The organism is Candidatus Omnitrophota bacterium (assembly GCA_030695905.1).
GTDB lineage: Bacteria > Omnitrophota > Gorgyraeia > 2-01-FULL-45-10 > 2-01-FULL-45-10 > CAZHPY01.
On record JAUYOL010000042.1, the window covers coordinates 29,778 to 49,326 of the forward strand.

A 19,549-nucleotide genomic window follows, 5' to 3' on the forward strand; every position below is an offset into this window, starting at 1 on the left:
ACCCAAGCCTACAGTTACGGTCAGTACAAGCCAACTAAAAGATTTCTCCTTCTCATGCAGGCGGTTACTTTGGCGGTCGCCTTCCGCTTGCCGTCCCGCCATATTAGGCATATGGCGGGACTGTGGAAAAATTTTGATGGCCGTCCAACCTGCCAACATTTGAACGCTGGCGCAGTTTGTCCGGCCGTTCTAAATCGCCCTAAGGTATCAAAATTTTTAACAGTCGCTCCAGGCTAGACCGCCAAAGTTCCGCCTGCGACATGTAGTAATAAAATTTTCTCCCATATCTATATGGTCCCCGAGGGATGGGGTATTGAGCTGAAAATCTTTACGGGTGGCGAGGGATAAGCCTTGAGGGTGGGTTCAATAAAGCGGCGAGTGCCTGCCGGTAGGCAGGCTAAGCGGCGGCCTATTCCCTATACACCATGCTCGCCTAATATCCAAAAATCCTCAAAGCGTCACCCGCAATTGATATCCATAATGAGACAGGGAAGTTTTATGCGGTACGAGTTGATAATAAACCTAAGCCTGCGGTTATGGGAAGCACAATAAAAATGTTAGGTCTTTTGTGATGACGAAAAACGGTTAAAAAGGGCCGAGGATGTCCGAGGCCCCGTTTAGGGGCCGAGTTCCGCAGGCCCCCGTTTTTATCCTGAACAAAAGACCGACCCGGAACGAAGTGAAGGGTAACATTTTTCCTGCCACCTATACATGACTATCTTACATACTTATTTAGGTGGCTTGTGCTGACCGTAACTGTAGGCTTAGGTTTGGATCCCGCAAGGTAACCCATTCCTCAGGGGCCGCTGCGAGCTTACCTCTTCTCGTCGATACGCACTTCTTCCATGTGCTGGTTTGGGTCCTCGATTATACGGATATACTTGTGGAAACGCCTTTCAAGCGGTTTTATCATGTTCTTATCGGGTGTGGATACATATGAGGCCACGGTGGGGTGAAGCGATACGAATATCTCCCTTGCCCTTGTCTGCGCTAAGACGCGCGCCAGCTGCCTTGTCAGGTTGGCCGCAACCGTTGCCGCGGATTTTATCGTGCCGCGGCCACTACAATATGGGCACTTCTGATAGCTCTTGCCCTCCACGCTGCGCCTTGCGCGCTGCCTGGTCATTTCAACCAAACCTATGCTTGAAATATTAAGTATTTTGGTCTTTGCCTTGTCGTTCTCAAGAGCTGCCTCCAGGGCCTTGGATATAGCTTTCCTGTGGCCTGAAAATTCCATATCAATAAAATCTATTATTATGATGCCGCCTATGTCACGCAGTTTTAGCTGCCTGGGAACCTCGTTGGCCGCCTCAAGATTTGTCTTAAAAGCGGTCTCTTCCAGATTCTTATGCCCTACGGACTTTCCGGAGTTTACATCTATCGCCACCAGGCTTTCGGTCTCATCAAACACCAAATATCCGCCGCTTTTAAGATGGACTATTCTTGAATATATCTTCTCTATATGCTTCTCTATGTCATACTTTTCGAATAGAGGGACTCTCTCCTTATAAAATTTCAGGCGAGATCTTAGCTGGGGTGACGTCATCGCGAGAAATCTCGATATTCTCCTGAAATCATTCTTCGAGTCTATCTCAAGCTTTATAACATCTTCGGTAAACATATCGCGGGCAACCCTTAAGACCATGTCATACTCCGCATGTATTATCTGCATCGGCTTTGCTTTTTTTGCCCTATGCTTTATATTCTGCCATAGCCTTATCAAATAGCGGGTCTCGCGGAAAAAATCCTTCTGACTCGCGCCTATAGCGGCCGTCCTTACGATAAAGCCTACGTCCTGGGGCAGCTTCAGCTCTTCTATGATCTTGCGGATCCTGTCACGTTCCTTGTGGTCCTCTATCCTCTTCGATATGCCTATACGGTTATCGAACGGCATCAATACAAGGAATCTGCCGGGAATAGATATATGAGTGGTAAGACGCGCGCCCTTTGTGCTTATGGGCTCTTTTACTATCTGAACGAGCACTTCGTCGCCTTTTTTTAATACCGCGGCTATGGACTGCTTCTTCTCTTCTTTCTTCTCCGGGAATATGCCGGCCTCTTCGTCGAGAAGCCTGTCAAAATTCGAAGCGTCTTTTTCAACATCCGAAACATAGAGAAAGCCGTTCTTCTCAAGACCGATATTAACAAACGCCGCGTCTATGCCCGGAAGCACGGACTCGACTTTACCTTTATAAATATTACCGACGAGGTTTACCGAATTCTGCCCCTCGACGTTGTAATCTTCTACCTTTTTGTTGTCGATGACGACCAGCCTCTTTTCATTGTGGTCGACATTAATATATATTTCTTTTGGCATATATTTTCTTAAAACTCCTTAATCTCTTTTATCCTGACCCCTGCCGGCAATTTATTATTCAGGGACTGCCTGATTATATCCGCGGGGATTCTTTCGGACATATCTACTACCAATTCTTCGGACTCACTCTCTACTCCTAATTTCAACGCCCTTGAAATGCTTATCTTTAAATGCGGGCTAAAACCTTGCGTTATCGCCACTGGAAGGCCGGCCCTGCGCAACGCTCTACCGAATAATCTCATCAGGTCCAGATGAGAAATAAAGCGCATGTCGCCGGTCTTCGAAAATATCGCGTTCAATTTCATGTAATTTACCTGTCATGATCATCCCCGCCTATAATGCACTGCTTGATTTGCGGCGGGGTCCCGCCGCCATACAGATATCATACTACAGGCGGGAAAATACTATCGCCGGTACCATCTTGTCCGGCACCGGCACTTAAAATCTTATCCTGCCAAACCAAAAACCGCCAAAACCTAATTTACTCTTCTCTTCTTGACGGTCTTCTGCCACTCTTCCTGTGTCAGGTTATAGTTAGGCACATACGTCCTGCTTGCCAATGGGACATCCGGCAGGTCGACGCCTCTTTTAATGAGCCGGACCGTCACGAAAAATATCAATTCTGTCTTCTGCTTTGTTTTCTCTTTCTTGCATACAAGCAAACCTATAAAAGGCACATCGCCGAGCATATCCCCTAAAAACGGGATCGGCTTTTTAACGTCAACTACATTCTCTTTTATAAGGCCGCCGATAAATATCGTATCATTATTTCTTATCATGACCTTTGTATTCGCCTGTCTCGAAGCGAAGACCGGCGCGACAATACCATTTGCCGCGTCTATAGTGTCATACTTAACAAGGTCGCTTATTTCCGGAATGACATCCACGACTATCTGACCATTTTCGTTTATATGCGGCGTGACTTTTAATTTTACCCCGAGATCTTTCGCTTCATAACCGGTAATCTCCATCTTGCCTGTTATCGCGTTTCTTTCATACTTTGGCATATTCAAAGTCTGCCCGACGAGAATATTGGCCTCGGTATTGTCGAGAGTGGCTATGCGCGGGTTTGAAACGACCTCGGTATCGGAGCGCTGTTTTAATAATTCCAGCACGGCCTGAAATTGTGAAAAATCGAGCGTGCCGAACCTGAATGTGTCCTTAAATAGATCCTGGGAATAGTCCACAAATGGGAACCCTTTGGCATAGCCGGTAGCTGGCGGAGGAGTAAGAGACCCCGGCCCGCCCGGATAGGCCGCAGGTGTGGTTGTGGTCGTGGTGCCACCCGCTGTCACGGCAGTAGCTGTATTTCCGGTCTGCACTAAAGGCGAATATTGGTCAAGCCATTTAAGCCCTGTCCCCGCGCCAAAATAATTAAACGGAGCGGTAATAGGCCTTTTGGCTCCGCTGACTTCAAACTTTATATTCCAGTCTATGCCAAGTTTTTCATCATCGCCCAAAACGGTTTCAATAACACGCGCTTCTATCAAAACCTGATCGGTCTCTTTATCCAACTTCTGGATTATCTCACCTATCTTGTAAACGTTTGTAGGAATATCTGTAACTACTATTATGTTTGTCCTGTCGTCATATTTTACCTTGCCCTTACTGCCGACAATCTTTTTTATAGCAGCTACCACATCTTTTGCTTTGCCGTAATTCAAAGCGAATGTCTGCGTCACAACCTCTTCCTGTTTCAATTTATCGAGCGTTACCACGCGTATTATATCGCCTTCTCTTTCGTAAGCGAAGCCGTAATTTCTGGTTATTATATCAAGCGCCACCTTCCAGGGCTTATTGGTAAGCTTCAAATCTATTATGCCTTTGACGTCGGGAGCGGCTACTATATCAACACCAGATACTTCGGAGATGTAGGCAAGCACAGTCCTTACATCGGCGCCTTTAAAATTCACCGTCACGTTACCGGGATCGATGATGGCCTGCTCCTCCTGTGCCGGCACGGCAGGCTTGACTTCTTCGACAACAGGCTTCTGCACAGCATCACTTTGTGACTGCGCTTGGGCCTTGGGCTGCTCAACCGGCGCCTGCGGCTGCTGCTGGGCCTTTACAGCAGACTCCTGTGTAGACAGGACCTTATCCTCTGCCAGGGAAATATTGACAATAAATAACGCGATTAAAACAATTGAAGCCGTCTTCTTCATCTTCTATTTAATCTTTCTCTTTTTGGAGAGAACCCTCTTCTTGTCCTGACTAAGCTCATAAGTGGGTTTATACGCTTTTTCCGGATTCGGAACTTCACTTAATTCTTGCCCCGGCTTCATCAGCCTTACGGTTATGAAGAATATCAATTCAACTTTCTGCCTTATCTTATCTTTTTTCGTGAAGAGTAATCCCAGGTAAGGAACATCCCCGAGAAGGTCTCCGACAAAAGGAAGCTTCTTCTTTGAGTCGATTATATTCTCTTTTATCATGCCGCCTATGAATATAGTGTCGCCGTCCCTTATCATGACCTTTGTATTTGCCTGACGCGATGAAAATACGGGAGCAACTATGCCGCTTGAGGCGTCGAGCGTATCATATCTTACAAAATCGCTTATCTCGGGAGCGAGCTCTACAACTATCTCATCCTTCTCATTTATGTGAGGCACGACTTTTAATTTTATCCCCAGATCCTTCGCGTCATAACCCGATATCTCCATTTTACCCGTCGTAGAATTTCTCTCATACTTAGGAAGATTTATCGTCTGTCCAACTATAATATTTGCCGGATTATTATTTAATGTCGCTATGCGCGGATTTGAAACTATATTCGTATCAGACCTGGATTTTATCATCTCCAGCACGGCTTTGAATTGTGAAAAATCGAGCGTCCCAAATGTAAAAGTATCCTTGAATATATCCTGGGTGTAATCAATGTATGGGAATCCTTTAGACCCGGCGGTGCCCGGAGTCCCTACCGTGCCCAAAGCGTCTATTGGATATGGAGGAGTGGTATTAGCGCCGCTTGCGCCCGTAGTGGTAGTAACTGTATTTGTTGTGCCAGACTGGGTCAGAGGATAAAAATTCTCGATAAGGCGGCTGTCTGCACCATAATAATTAAACGGCGCTGTTATCGGCCTCTTGGCGCCGCTCGCGGTAATCTTTATGTTCCAGTCTATTCCGAGCTTTTCGCTGTCGCCCAAAACAGTCTCAAGAACCCTGGCCTCTATAAGCACCTGGCTCGTCTCTTTATCGAGCCTTTGCACTATCTGGCCTATCTTGTAAACATTCGTCGGTATATCGGTGACGATGACCATATTGGTCCTGTCGTCATGCATTACACTGCCTCTGTCTCCTACGATATCCTCCACGGAACTTACTATATCTTTCGCCTTTCCATAATTTACCTTAAAGGCCTGGGTTGTAACTTCCTCCTGCTTTAATTTATCTATCGTCACAACGCGTATTATATCGCCTTCTCTTTCGTAAGCGAAGCCGTAATTTCTCACTATTATATCGAGTGCCACCTTCCAGGGTTTGTTCGAAAGTTTTAGATCTATAATTCCTTTGACATCCGGAGCGGCGACTATATCAATACCCGCAACTTCGGATATGTAGGACAGCACTGTCTTTATATCCGCGCCTTTGAAATTAACGGTTACATTGCCCGGTTCTATCTTAACAGACTCGTCAAGCGCTTCTTCTTCGGCTTCAGATTCTTGCGCGGGTATGGCGGCGGTAGCAACTGCATCTTTAGGTTTTTCCGATGAGGCAGGTTCTGCTTGAGGCTTAACTTCAGCAGGCGTATTTTTAGCGGTTTCTTCCGCTAATAAGCCATGCACGGCTACAGTTAAAACAAATGTAAAAACAACTAAAAATATTTTATTTTTTATTGCCCGCATTCTCTTTCTCGGGTTCCTGCAAAGTTAAAGCATAATCCCGGCCTTCTATCGAAAGGTCCACCTGCTTACGGGATATCTTTTTTATCAAAAGGGCGCCAAATTTGTCTTTCTCTTTGACCATCTGGCCGTTTATTATAGCCACCTGTCTACCGCCGATACCGGTAGCTATACCCTCGAGCCTCAAATCGTCAAAGGATACCACAGTCTCGAGGCCTGCACCGGCGCTTCTCTCCTGTCCTATTAGAGGAACGAACGGATCTCTCTTGCCTCTGGAATCATAAATAAATCCATCGCTTAAGCTATCCGCGCACCAGATATATGGCGCCGGAATGGATAAAAATACTATTACCAAGAGAGTATACACTATTGTCTTATACATTGCACACTTTATTATTCAGCAGGCAGTACATAGGTATATACCATCAACTCCACATCATGCCTCTTCGGCATCGCGGAGTTTGCCTTTATGCTGATATCCACTATTTTCATGAATCTGTCGCCATTTTCAAGATTATTCAGGAAACGGCCGAGTTCATGATAACCTGATTTCGCGGTAATTAAAATCGGTATCTCCTGATATACGGAGATCTTCTTTTCTTTTTGAAGCTTCATAGTTATGGGCGTTATACCTATAATCGTTATATTGGCGTTCCTGGCCATCTTCGAGAGGTCTTCCAGCAGGCTCGGTATCTCTTGCTGGGCAGGAAGCTTCTTTTCGTATAACTCTATCTTCTCGTTGTATTCCCCCACTTTCTTTCTCAGTATATCTTTTTGGGCTATCAAAGACTTTGCTTCCTTCAGATCCGTCCTCATACCAATGGTCTTTCCTATTACAACTACATCATTCGTAACCCTGGGTAGAAAAACATAGTATATATAAAGAATGAATACAGTGGCGGACAGCAATATGATCAGTGTGGTGGTCTGCGTCTTTTTGTCCTTAAAGTCGATATTTTTGAAATCTATATTTTTTATATTAAAAGCCATATCTGCTACCTTATTTTAAAGAGGCATGTTATCTTAAAACTCATGACTTCCTGTCCGGATACCTGCTCTCTTTTTATGCTGCCAAGTTCTATATCGCTAAAATCGGAATAAAACGAGGGGTTCTCCTTGAGATTCTTTATGAAGCGCCCTATAAGGGCCGTGCCTTCCTCTCCCATGCTGGAAGCCGCCCCGGATATAATGAGATATCTTTCAACGACTTTTTCCATAGCCTGCCTGCCTTCCGCGCCGTCTTTGCCTTTCGACGTGTTATTACCGGAGGCCCTGGGCCTTTCTACCAACTTTTCGTCGTATTCCAGCTGCGTGATCCATACACCGGGCGTTGTTGAATCACTTAAGTCATTCAGCTTTTTCGTCCAACTGAATCGCTTTACCATCAATTCATCTATTGCCGACACTTTCCTGCTCATCTTGGATATCTGCGCCTGCAGCTTGTCCGCCTCTTGCTTCTGGGGCAGCATCTTGTTGTAACCCTTCTCCATTGAGTTAAAAATGATACTGCCGAGAAATCCCAAGCCGAATACCAGCACCTGTATAGCGACAAATATGACCGCCGCGACTATAGCTATCCTGACAAAAAGGATCTTCTGGAGATCTATATTCATAACATCTATTTTAGATGCCGAACGTTTCTTCTTTTTTAACTCTTCCGGCAATAAATTTATCTCTATCATATATTTTTACCTTATCGCGAGGCCGACGGCCACCGCAAAAGACCTGCTCATCTTTTTTATAAGATCCGCGTTCTGTGTTACTCTGGATGTGTCGAGAAATTGCGTCGGATCCCACAAGAATGGTTTTGACTCGAATGCTTCATGGAAAGCGCCTTCCAGGCCCACAAGATCGGAAGTGCCGCCGGAAAGATATATCTCATCAATGCCCATGCCGGACTGGTTCTCATAATAACTGAATGAGAGCCTCATCTCATCAAGAAGATTATTAAGCATGCTTTTAGTGCAACTCACCACATCCGGCGCCTTATCTTTGGGCGCTATCTTTATGTTTTCCGCGCCTGCCGGATCAAGGTTAAGGCCCTTGGAAATAACATTATTAAAATCCGCGCCGCCTATAGCGACGTCTCTGGAGAAGTGCAGCACACCGTCTCGAACTATACTGACATTTGTCAGGCCCGAGCCTATGTTGAGAAGCGCCGCCGTCTTGTTCGTATCGTGATTATTGAAATTTTTTAAAAACGAATTCGCGATGGCGAATGTATCCACATCTACGATCCTTACGTCCAGGCCACCGGCCTCGGCAATTGCTATCTTGCCCATAACGAGTTCTTTTTTGACAGCGACAAGCAGCATATCAAGCTTATTCTCTTTTTCATCCTTCTTCAAAACCTGGTAATCTATTATGCAGTCGTCTATCGCAAACGGGATATACTTTTCCGCCTCGAATTTTATCGCCCCTTTTAATTCGTCCTCTCTCATCTTTGGCATCGAAACAAACCGTACTATTGTCGAAGGTCCCGATACGGACACACTGACTTCTTTAGATGATATCTTTGATTCTTCAATCAGTGATTTGATGGATTCTACGAGAGTCTCTTTTGATGGGTTGGGAAGTTTCTTCAGGCCTATATGCGCCAAGATAGACTTACCTTCGAGGTTTTCTATCTCGACTATCTTTACCGCGGAACTTCCGATATCAAGGCCTATCCTATTCTTAGGCTTGGTCTGGAAGCTTTTTTTAAAATCAAAACTAAACATATTAATTAGCCAATTTATGGCCTTCACTTTCAAGGCTGCAGGAAACTTGCGGTGTTTCTCCCACGGTATGTAAAGTATATGCCCCGCCAGCAGGGCATTCCTTTTTTCCGCCTTGCGTAAAATTATTGTATATATCGTCTTCGTCCACACCTGATATCGCGGTTCCGGCCGGTATCTGTCTTTCGAGTGCCCATTGGTCTATTGCGCCGCTTATCTTATCGAGATTGGCTATGCATATGGTCTTCTGTGAGTTAATTCTTATTGTGATGAAGGTTGGGATGGCTATGGCGAGTATAAGCGCGATAATTGCCACGACGCACAATATCTCTACGAGAGTGAAGCCTTTATTTGGGTTAATACGCATAAATAATAAAACAATATTATCATGATAGAAGATAAAAGTCAAGGCGACGCAACAAAATAAAAACCCCGCGCTTAAAAGCACGGGGTTTTTAAGTACTAACTTCCAAACTGTCTATAAATTACAACGTATGCCCGGCTGTTCCGTTAGGACAAACGGGATCCGCATTTAAGGCAGCTGGAATAGCATAAGCAACGCCGTTGCATGCCGGCCATACTCTTATATAGCCAGGCACGAGCTGGGCCTGGGTTGGAGGAACCGCCAAACCAAGATCAAGCGCAGCAACCTGTATGCCCCCCTGAATCTGCTTCAGGTTCGCTATACAAGCGTTTCTCTGTGCGGTTGTTCTCGCGTTCACGAAGTTCGGAATGGCTATTGCCGCCAATAGACCTATAATTGCAACTACTATCATTATTTCCACTAATGTAAAGCCTTTTCTTCTTAACATGTCACTCACCCCCCTTCTTCACTTTTTATAAGGATGCACTTGGAGTATATATAAATAAAAAAAACTCCAAAAAGACCCAATTTCAAAGCTTCCTTTTTGTTAACTTAGGCCTAGTTGGAGAACTTATATTCCCATTAAACTATATATAATGGCATTTTAAAGATAATATCCCCTTCAAGACCTTACACAAGAAGTATACCCTATAAATGCCGCTTTGTCAAGATAGGCAATAAATGCCTATCCGCCGCCCATTATGGATGTAACCTTAAATATAGGCAGAAACATACATATAACCACGGTCCCTATTACGATGCCTAAGAACGCTATTATGAGAGGCTCTATCAGGCTGGTAAGCCCGCTTACAGCCGCGTCAACCTGCTCATCGTAAAAATCGGCTATTTTTGTCAACATCTTCTCAAGCTGGCCCGACTGTTCTCCGACAGAGATCATCCTGACAACCATGGGAGGGAATAATTTCGACCTGGCTAACGGCTCTGCCACGCTTTCCCCCTCGCGAACATTGTTCTTCACAGTATCAACGGCCATTTCTATGGCTCTATTTCCCGCTGTTTTACCCACTATATCCAGGGAATTCAGTATGGGAACGCCGCTTTTTATCAGTGTGGAAAGGGTTCTTGTAAACTTACTTATCGCGACTTTCTTAAATAACACGCCAAATATCGGCATTTTCAGCAGCAACGAATCATATACGAGCCTTCCTTTTTCGGTCCTGACGAATCTAATGGCGAAGAAAGCTATAATAACAACCGCACCTACGATAGCCGGAAAGTAATATCTTATGGCATCGCTTATGCCTATCATTATCATGGTTGGTTTTGGCAATGCCGCGCCGAATCCCGCGAATATCTCTTTGAATATCGGTATGACCTTAAGAAGCAAAACCAATGTTATGGCTACTGCCATGCCGCTTACAACAGCCGGATATACAAGGGCCGATCCTATCTTTTTTTGCAGAGCGCTGGTCTTTTCAAGATATGCGGCTAACCTATCCAATATCTCATCAAGCATACCGCTGGACTCACCCGCCTTTACCATGCTTACAAATAATGGCGAGAATGCTTTCTTATGTTTAGATAAAGCGTCCGATAAGCTGGAGCCGGTTTCGATGTCATTTCGTATCTTAAGTATCATGGCGCCAAATGTTTTGTTTTCCATCTGCTCGCCCAGTATATCAAGCGCCCCGACTAAAGGTATACCTGCGTCGACCATCGTGGCAAGCTGTCTTGAGAAGACCACGAGATCGTCTATCTTTATCTTCTTGCCCTTGAATAGCGAAAAAGACTTGGAAAATTTCGGGAGGGCTTCATCTACAGAAACTATTATAAGGCCTTTTTTACGCAGAGTATCCACTGCCTGCGCGCGGTCCGGAGCCTCAAAGGAACCGTTTACGGTTTTTCCGGAATTATCTTTAGCTGCATATTTAAAATTGGGCATCCTCTTAATCCTCCGACGTGACTCTTAAAACCTCTTCCAATGTTGTAACACCCATGATGCAGTTTTCAACGGCGTTATCTCTCAAGGTCATCATCCCTTTTTCTTTGACCGCGTAATCCTTTATTTCATCGCTCGACGCCTTCTTCATTATCATGCTTCTTACAGGATCATCTATTAACAGCGCCTCGAGTATGGCTATTCTCCCATAGTAACCGGTGTCGTTACATCGCGGACATCCCCTGCCTTTGTAAAAAGTCTTTACGGATCTGGTCTTCATTTCCCCTGATTCCAGGCCCAGCCTTTCTAAAACGTCCTGGGGTATCGCCATCTCCTCTTTGCAATTTTCGCAAATCTTTCTCATAAGACGCTGCGCTGACGCGAGTATTAAGCTTGACGCCACAAGAAACGGCTCTACTCCCATATCTATCAACCTGGTTATGGCTCCGGCAGAATCATTTGTATGCAAAGTGCTCAATATAAGTTGACCCGTAAGAGACGCTTTAATGGCTATATCGGCTGTTTCAAAATCACGTATTTCTCCCACCATTATTATATCCGGGCTTTGTCTTAACACGCTCTTTAAGCCCGTCGCGAACGTCAGGCCTATCTCGGGCCTGGCGGGTATCTGTGTAATCCCTTCGGTTTCATACTCGACGGGATCTTCCAATGTTATTATATTGCGCTCCGCCACATTAAGCTGGCTTATTATTGAATACAGCGTTGTAGATTTGCCGCTTCCGGTCGGGCCGGTAACCAGTATCATTCCATAAGGCCTGGCGAGGGCTGTTTTAAAAGTTTCTAAAGGCTGCGGTAAAAATCCTAATTTTTCCAACCCTATATTTATGCTCGACTTGTCCAGTATCCTCAATACCACCTTGCCGCCAAAAGTTATCGGCAGCACCGATACTCTGAAGTCTATCTCTTTGCCTTCAAAGCTTATCTTAAAGCGTCCGTCCTGCGGCAGGCGTGTTTCAGTGATGTCAAGCTTAGACATTATCTTAAGGCGCGCGAGTACCGCGTTCTGGTTTTTTTTAGGTAAAGTAAAGACGTCGTGAAGGCTTCCGTCTATCCTGTATCTGACCTTTAAGAATTTTTCGTTTGGTTCGATATGTATATCACTGGCTCTCTTCTTTATAGCTTCGTTAAGAATAAGGCTCACCACTTTTACTATCGGCGCCTTTTGGCTCTCTTCCGTTACCTCGCTGACATCTATCCTCTCCTCCTCAACGATCTCCACGTCATCACCCGGCTTTACCTCTTCAAGTATTTTAGATATCTCCTGAGTCTGCGCAGTTGTGCCATAATACGAATTTATCGCGTCTTTTATTTCGCTTTCCTGAGCGATAACAAGATCTATCTTAAAATGCGTCATCATCTTTACATCATCGATGGCAAAAACATTCAGAGGATCCGATATTACTACTGTCAGTACATTGCCTATCTTGGAAAGAGGTAAAAGCGTGTACTGACGCGCGACCTTTTCGGGTATAAGCCGAAGCAGTTCTTTGTCTATCTTATATTTCGCAAGATCTATCGGCGGAATATCAAGGTGGCTGCTCATAGCGACAACGAGGCTCTTTTGAGATACAAACCCTTTGTCTACAAGTATCTTCCCCAGGCTCCCGCCCGACGTCTTTTGGATTTCAAGCGCCTTATCAAGGTCCTTCTTTTTGAGAAGGTTGCCTTTTATAAGTATATCTGTAAGCTTGTCTTTTAGTGATTCTGCCATAAAATTAGTCCACTTCCAGGTCCTGGTCGCCGACTGTAACGCGAACAATTTCATCTAACGTAGTAACGCCGTCCAGAGCCAGCGCGATCCCGTTTTCTCTTAGCGTTATCATGCCTTCCGCCCTGGCCTGCTCCATTATCTTATACTCCTGCGCCCTTTCAAGTATAAGAGTCTTTATTTTAGGTGTTAAAGTCAGCACTTCTATCAATCCGACCCTGCCCCTATATCCTGTTTTGCGGCAAATATCACAGCCTTTGCCGTGATATAAAGTAACTTTCTTGCCATCCTTATTGATATTATATTTTCCCGCGATATCCGCATCCAGCTCATACGGCTCCTTGCAATTATTGCATATTTTCCTTACAAGCCTTTGGGCGGCCACTAATATCACCGAAGATGTTATCAGGAAAGGCTCAACGCCCATATTCAAGAGTCTTGTGACCGACCCGGCGGCTGTCGTAGTATGCAGCGTACTTAATACCAGATGTCCTGTGAGCGCCGCTTTTATCGCAATATCTACAGTTTCGAAATCGCGTATCTCGCCTATCATTATTATATCGGGGTCCTGTCTTAATATTGATCTTAGCGCACCCGCAAATGTTAAGCCTATATCCGGCCTTGCGGTAACTTGATTTATGCCCCCTATAACATATTCGACAGGATCTTCAACCGTTATAACATTATCTTCGGGAGAGTTTATGTATTCTAATACCGAATATAACGTCGTCGTCTTGCCGCACCCTGTGGGGCCACACACGAGAATCATACCGTGCGGCTTCATCGCGCCCTGCCTTATCTCTTCCATCGACTTTTTATCAAACCCCAGCTTTTCAAGATCCAGCATAGCCTGCGACTTATCGAGAACTCTTAATGCCGCCTTCTCGCCCTTACTTGAGGGTATAACTGATATTCTGAAATCTACTTCGCGGTTATGAAGCCTGACCTTGAACCTTCCGTCCTGTGGAAGCCTGCGTTCCGCTATGTCAAGGTTTGACATAACCTTTATTCTGGATATTATGGCGTTGTGAAGAGCCTTTGGCGGACGCTTTGCCTCCTGAAGCACACCGTCCACCCTGTATCTTACACGCACTTCCTGCTCAAGAGGCTCTATTAAAATATCGCTCGCCCTGGCATTGACGCCTTCCGCGAGAATCAGGTTTGTGATCTTGACTACGGGCGCATCTTGCGTGATTCTAAAAAGATCCGTCGAATCCTGCGCCTCCTGGGCGGAGCGCTCCTCGATCATGCTTATATCAGCAGCGTCTTTCATATCGCCGACTATCTTCTCTATAGCCGTATAAGCGCTCTCTTCATAATACTGTCCTATCGCGTCCTTTATATCACCGTCGGCAGTTATAATAGGGCTTATATTGTATCCGGTAATGGCTTTTATGTCGTCTATCGCAAATATGTTCAATGGATCGACCATAGCCACGACCAGGGTATTGCCCATCTTTGATATAGGTATTATTTGATACCGTTTGGCGATCTTTTTCGGGATCAATTTTATAACATTGGGGTCTATCTTATATCTTGAAAGATTTATCGGTGGGATGCCAAGCTCGTGGCTCAATGCCACCATAAGTTCGCTTTTGGATATATGGCCGAGATCGACTAAGATATCGCTTAAAGATCCTCCTTTTTCACGCTGTATCTTCAGCGCTTTTTCGAGGTCAGCCTCTTTTATAAGCTTCTTCTCGAAGAATATCTTAAGGATCTTTTCTTTTAGCGAAAGTATCATTTCTGGGTTTTCCCATAATACTTGCTTATGGCGTTATTTATATCGGTCATTGTGCTTATGAAGATCTGAACCTTGCAGGCGGTTAGCATCTCGACGTCTTCCACCGCCTGTGTGTTCAGAGGGTTTGACATGGTTATGGTGAGAAGGTTCCCTATCCTGTCTATGGCTATAAGGTTATACTGCTTGCATACATTTTCCGGCACGAGCTTTATTATGTCATCGCTTATTTCATAACTTTGAAGCGGCAGGTACGGATATCCGTATTGTACCGTCAAGACTTGGGCTATCTCTTCTTCTTTGGCGTATCCAAGCATCACAAGGATCTGGCCTATCAGCCCGCCTTTTTCACTCTGTATCTTGATGGCTTTATCGAGTTGGGCCTCGTTTATTATGCCCTTCTCGCAGAGCAATTCTCCCAGCTGTTTTGATATGATGCGTCTAGTTGGCGGCATTCGTAATCACCTTTTAAATAGCCTCGCTAAATCTTCCGGATCGGTACTTCTCGCGACTGCCTGTTCGTAAGTTATGAACTTCTTCTGATAAAGTTCATACAGCGCCTGGTTCATCGTCTTCATGCCTTCTTTTTGAGAAGTCTGTATTGCTGAATATATCTGGTGCACCTTCGACTCCCTTATCAAGCTCCTGACGGCGGGATTTACCATTAAAACCTCGGCCGCGAGCACGCGCCCCTTACCTCCCTGTTTCGGTATAAGCTGCTGCGATATGACGCCAAGCAGCACAAATGACAGCTGTGTCCTTATCTGCTGCTGCTGGTGCGCCGGAAAGACATCCACAATCCTGTTTATAGTCTGGACGCAATCTGAAGTATGAAGCGTAGCGAATACAAGATGTCCGGTCTCCGCGATTATTAACGCTGATTCTATCGTCTCCAGATCGCGCATTTCCCCTATAAGTATAACGTCGGGATCCTGCCTTAAGACATGTTTTAACGCCGCGGGAAACGTATGCGTATCGCTGTAAACTTCTCTCTGATCCACCAGGGCCTTCTTATTCTGGTGGACAAATTCTATCGGGTCTTCTATCGTTACTATGTGGCACGGCCTGTCATTATTTATCCAGTCTATCATAGAAGCTAAAGATGTTGACTTGCCGCTTCCGGTGGCTCCGGTAAAAAGCACCAACCCTTTCGGTCTTTTGCAAAAATTAACCGCTATATTCTCCGGCAAACCGCATTCCTCAAAAGACCAGATCTTATAGGGTATCAGCCTTATCGAGGCGCCGACAGTGCCTCTTTGTTTAAAAATATTTACCCTGAACCGGCTTATTTCGGCCAACTCAAAGGATATGTCCAGCTCAAAATCCCTCTCAAATTTCTCTATCTGCTGTTTAGTCAACATGCTGTATATAAGGCTCTTTACCTCTTCGGGCGATAGAATATGATCGTCCACAGCTACCAGTTTCTCATCTATTCTTATCTGGGCCGGCCACTTTACGGTAATATGCAGGTCCGACGCGCCTTTTTCCACCATCAGCTTCAGCAGGGAATTCATATCCTTGGGCATACAATCATCTCCTTATCTCTTATTTAGGCAACAACCCTGTTCTTGCCTAAAGACTTGGCATTCTGCAGGGCTTCCATAGCTTTCTTAAACAGTTCTTCCTGAGTTGAACCATCTATGGGGTTTTCGCTTACTCCGCCTGAAACCGTTATCGTAAATTTCCCGTCACGCGAAAAGTTGGTAGCCTCTATTTTCTTTCTTAAGTCTTCCGCTATTTCGGCGGCCTGGCGCTTGTTCTTTTCGGGCAGCAGCATCGCGAATTCATCCCCGCCTATCCTTGCCGCTTTTCCGACAGGCGTTGTATTATCTTTTATCACCTTCGCGACTTTCTTGATAATATCCTCCGCGACCAGCTCTCCTTTGACGTCACGCAGAGTTTTAAAATTATCTATGTTGAACACGAGGAAGGAACATGGCCTCTGATAAAATATGGAACGCCGGATCTCTTCGTCGAGCCTGGACAAAACATAATTCTTATTATAAAGATCCGTAAGGTCATCTTTTATCGAAAATTCCTCCGTCTTCTTTATCCAGATATCATTCTCTATGGCTATAGTAACCTGCTTTGAGAATATCTTAATAAGATCTATATCGTCGGTCTTGTAACGGTAATCATCAAGCCTATTGCCCACAATAAAAAGGCCGTAATCTTTATTCCCGGAATATATCGGCACAACTACCATATTTTTTACATTGTGCGATTGCCTGAATTCTTCTATATCGTTATTCATTTTGGTGGATTTATCCACTATTAGAAATGTCCTATTCTGGACTATCTTGCCCAGCAGCCCCTCTCCTTTTCTTACGATTATATCAAGCAAGGCTTCTTCGCGTACGCTGGAGTGCGCTTTAGGTAAAAACTCGCTGCTCTCCTCTTTGGGCATCATATAAAATACGCAGAAGCCGCCGTCGAAGAGCATCGATACCTTCTGAGCCGAAAGTTCCAGTATAGCGTCCAACTCCGTGGATCCGGACGCGACGAGGTCGCCTATCTGAAGCAGGCTGGACAGCGCCAGCACTTTTTTATGTATTTCAATATTTAATTCTTTGGTTCTCTGGCCGAAACTCTTCAGCTCGTCGAGATTAAGCCGTATCTTCTGCGTCATCGAATTGATGGACTCTCCAAGTATGCCTATTTCATCCGGACTCGACACGGATATCTCTCTGCCGAATTCGCCGTTTGCTATCATCTTTGCTTCTATGGCCATGTCTATTACGGGATCCACAAGGCCCCTGGCAAGAATAAGGCCCAACATCGCTATAACAATTGATATCGCGATAACTGCCGCTATGCTTATAAGTTCTGTCGCTGTGGGGAATGAGTAGGAGAATATTATATACGCGCAGGCTAATATTGGGATTATAGACATCAGGCTGAAGGCCATTATCAGTTTATATCTTAAACCTTTTGGCGCAAGGGACATCTTCTTGAAGAGACCCATCATCTTTAAGCCTCCTTATATTAATTTAAATAACAATATTATATTATAATCTACTTTATATTTATGCTAAGTATACATTACGAATGCACAGTTGTCAAACCCGCGCCTATGTCTATAAAACTCCAGGGTAGCGTCTCATCGTGGCTTCTTGTACGGATGGCGTAAAAATCCGGGTCCACACCGGTTTTCTTAAAAGATTGCAGCCATAAATCAAAATTGAAGTATTCATTCCATCCGTCAAACTTAAGCCCCGACTTCCATGCTTCATATATGGCCTCCGACAACCTCCTGTCTCCTCTTGCGAAGACCGCTTCAAGGTATCCCATCTGAAATGAGTGAAAATCCAGTTCAATCATCCTGGATTTCATCTGCTTCCTTAACTGGTATTTCTTTTTATTCAGGGAGTCTATGCTTTCCATGGCCTGCCATTGAAAAGGTGTATGTGGCCGCGGCACGAACGCGTTAATACTTGCGGTAACATGAGCGTCTTTCTTATCTATTTCACGCCTTGAATTAGAAATTTTGTAAAGAAGCTCTGTCATCGCGACAAGGTCCTCTTCTTTTTCTGTGGGCAGCCCTATCATAAAATACAGTTTCACTTTTCGCCAACCCGCTTTAAAAGATTCTCTAAGCGCTGATAATAGTTTTTCTATATCTATATTTTTATTTATGGCTTTTCTTAAACATTCGCTTCCGGCCTCCGGGGCGAATGTGAGGCCCGACTTTTTCACCTGCGCTATCAGGACGGGCAGCTTATTCAGCGTGTCTTCTATCCTTAGGGATGGTACGGATATCGACACAGCCTTATCTTTAAATATTTCATTTAAGCCTTCGATTATCTCTTTAATCCCGGAATGGTCACCACTCGATAGAGATAAAAGTGATATCTCCTCGTAGCCTGTATTAGCGTATGTTTCGCGCGCAAGCTCAAGAACCTTCTCTTTCGATCTTTCACGGCGGGGCCTGTATGTTGTGCCGGCCTGGCAAAACTTGCATACATGCTTGCATCCGCGCATTATCTCGAGCATTATACGGTCATGAACTATCTGTATATGCGGAACTATCTGATCCGTGGGATAAAAAGAATCATCCAAATCTTCTATAAGGGCTTTGCGAACTTTCTGGGGCACGCCTTCATGCTTAGGTAAAAAACTTTTTATTGTACAGTCATCGTTATATTTAACTTCGTATAGTGACGGCACATAAACACCCTGTATTTTTGCGAGCTCACGCAATATTTGCTTACGGCCTCCGGCTCCTGCTTTGTACGCTTCTACAATCTCGCCTATTGCCCCTTCGCCGTCACCTATCACAAACGCGTCAATAAATTCCGCCATCGGTTCAGGATTGAAAGATGCAGGGCCTCCGGCAATTATCAGCGGATCGCCATCTGACCTTTCCGAGGATCTTAAAGGGATATTGCCGAGACCTATAAGGTTCAATACATTTGTATAATTAAGTTCATAGGCAAGGCTGAATCCGATAATATCAAATTCCTTTATCGGCCTTCTCGATTCGAGGCTGAAGAGGCTTATATTGTTATCGCGCAGGACCTTTTCGAAATCCGGCCACGGAGAAAACACTCTTTCGGCGAGACAGTCATCGCGTTTATTCAGAATACCGTACAAGATCTTCAAACCCAGGTAGCTCATCCCGACTTCATAAACTTCCGGGAACGCGAGCAGCACCTTCACCTTATCAGGCGTCCACTCCTTCTTAACGGAGTTCCACTCCCCACCGATATATCTGGCGGGCTTCCTCACAGTCAATAACAACTCATTTAAATTGCCCATATGTTTTTCTTGTCCATACCTAAGCCTACAGTTACGGTCAGCACAAGCCACCTAAATAAGTATGTAAGATAGTCATGTATAGGTGGCAGGAAAAATGTTCCCCCGCCTTCGCAATCAACTATGTAGTAGACCAGATGCTACGGTGAGGTCGGTCTTTTGTTCTGTCGAAAAACGGGGGCCTGCG

Annotated in this window: 17 protein-coding genes; all 17 read right to left on the bottom strand. The window is 45.0% G+C overall.

Annotated features, from left to right (window positions below; all coding sequences use genetic code 11):
- Positions 1-814: 814 nt before the first annotated feature.
- The 17 genes from Q8R38_07220 to Q8R38_07300 all read right to left on the bottom strand — a co-directional run bounded on the left by Q8R38_07220 (position 815) and on the right by Q8R38_07300 (position 19,365).
- Entirely contained in the window at positions 815-2,317 is a 1,503-nt protein-coding gene (locus tag Q8R38_07220; GenBank protein ID MDP3791815.1) for an Rne/Rng family ribonuclease, read from the bottom strand.
- A gap of 8 nt (positions 2,318-2,325) precedes the next feature.
- Positions 2,326-2,622 carry a TIGR03936 family radical SAM-associated protein gene (locus Q8R38_07225; protein MDP3791816.1) on the bottom strand — a complete coding sequence of 99 codons (297 nt, stop codon included), beginning with the start codon at positions 2,620-2,622 and terminating at the stop codon, positions 2,326-2,328.
- A gap of 171 nt (positions 2,623-2,793) precedes the next feature.
- A complete protein-coding gene (locus Q8R38_07230; GenBank protein ID MDP3791817.1) occupies positions 2,794-4,479 on the bottom strand; it encodes a secretin N-terminal domain-containing protein in 1,686 nt (561 codons plus the stop codon).
- 3 nt (positions 4,480-4,482) lie between these two features.
- Positions 4,483-6,159 (bottom strand): secretin N-terminal domain-containing protein, encoded by a 1,677-nt coding sequence (locus tag Q8R38_07235; protein ID MDP3791818.1) that lies wholly within the window; start codon positions 6,157-6,159, stop codon positions 4,483-4,485.
- Positions 6,140-6,538 (bottom strand): hypothetical protein, encoded by a 399-nt coding sequence (locus tag Q8R38_07240; GenBank protein MDP3791819.1) that lies wholly within the window; start codon positions 6,536-6,538, stop codon positions 6,140-6,142. The genes Q8R38_07235 and Q8R38_07240 overlap by 20 nt, the downstream gene beginning before the upstream one ends.
- An 11-nt stretch (positions 6,539-6,549) precedes the next feature.
- Complete coding sequence (gene pilO, locus Q8R38_07245; protein MDP3791820.1) at positions 6,550-7,146, bottom strand: type 4a pilus biogenesis protein PilO; 597 nt, start codon at positions 7,144-7,146, stop codon at positions 6,550-6,552.
- Positions 7,147-7,151: 5 nt separating this feature from the next.
- On the bottom strand, positions 7,152-7,838 hold the full coding sequence (locus tag Q8R38_07250; GenBank protein MDP3791821.1) for a hypothetical protein: 687 nt from the start codon (positions 7,836-7,838) through the stop codon (positions 7,152-7,154).
- A gap of 6 nt (positions 7,839-7,844) precedes the next feature.
- Positions 7,845-8,876, bottom strand: a complete 1,032-nt coding sequence (gene pilM, locus Q8R38_07255; protein ID MDP3791822.1) for a type IV pilus assembly protein PilM — start codon at positions 8,874-8,876, stop codon at positions 7,845-7,847.
- A gap of 1 nt (position 8,877) precedes the next feature.
- Positions 8,878-9,240 (bottom strand): prepilin-type N-terminal cleavage/methylation domain-containing protein, encoded by a 363-nt coding sequence (locus tag Q8R38_07260; GenBank protein MDP3791823.1) that lies wholly within the window; start codon positions 9,238-9,240, stop codon positions 8,878-8,880.
- Between the two features lie 118 nt (positions 9,241-9,358).
- Entirely contained in the window at positions 9,359-9,685 is a 327-nt protein-coding gene (locus Q8R38_07265) for a prepilin-type N-terminal cleavage/methylation domain-containing protein (protein MDP3791824.1), read from the bottom strand.
- Positions 9,686-9,922: 237 nt separating this feature from the next.
- Positions 9,923-11,140: a type II secretion system F family protein gene (locus tag Q8R38_07270; GenBank protein MDP3791825.1), complete on the bottom strand. Its 1,218-nt coding sequence runs from the start codon at positions 11,138-11,140 to the stop codon at positions 9,923-9,925.
- Positions 11,141-11,144: 4 nt separating this feature from the next.
- Positions 11,145-12,869, bottom strand: a complete 1,725-nt coding sequence (locus Q8R38_07275; GenBank protein ID MDP3791826.1) for a GspE/PulE family protein — start codon at positions 12,867-12,869, stop codon at positions 11,145-11,147.
- A 4-nt stretch (positions 12,870-12,873) separates the two neighbouring features.
- Positions 12,874-14,610 (bottom strand): ATPase, T2SS/T4P/T4SS family, encoded by a 1,737-nt coding sequence (locus Q8R38_07280; protein MDP3791827.1) that lies wholly within the window; start codon positions 14,608-14,610, stop codon positions 12,874-12,876.
- Positions 14,607-15,062, bottom strand: coding sequence for a hypothetical protein (locus Q8R38_07285; GenBank protein MDP3791828.1), 456 nt, complete (start codon positions 15,060-15,062; stop codon positions 14,607-14,609). The genes Q8R38_07280 and Q8R38_07285 overlap by 4 nt, the downstream gene beginning before the upstream one ends.
- A 6-nt stretch (positions 15,063-15,068) precedes the next feature.
- Complete coding sequence (locus Q8R38_07290; GenBank protein ID MDP3791829.1) at positions 15,069-16,133, bottom strand: type IV pilus twitching motility protein PilT; 1,065 nt, start codon at positions 16,131-16,133, stop codon at positions 15,069-15,071.
- A 23-nt stretch (positions 16,134-16,156) separates the two neighbouring features.
- Positions 16,157-17,575, bottom strand: coding sequence for a diguanylate cyclase (locus tag Q8R38_07295; protein ID MDP3791830.1), 1,419 nt, complete (start codon positions 17,573-17,575; stop codon positions 16,157-16,159).
- Positions 17,576-17,649: 74 nt separating this feature from the next.
- Positions 17,650-19,365 carry a TIGR03960 family B12-binding radical SAM protein gene (locus tag Q8R38_07300; protein ID MDP3791831.1) on the bottom strand — a complete coding sequence of 572 codons (1,716 nt, stop codon included), beginning with the start codon at positions 19,363-19,365 and terminating at the stop codon, positions 17,650-17,652.
- Positions 19,366-19,549: the final 184 nt, after the last annotated feature.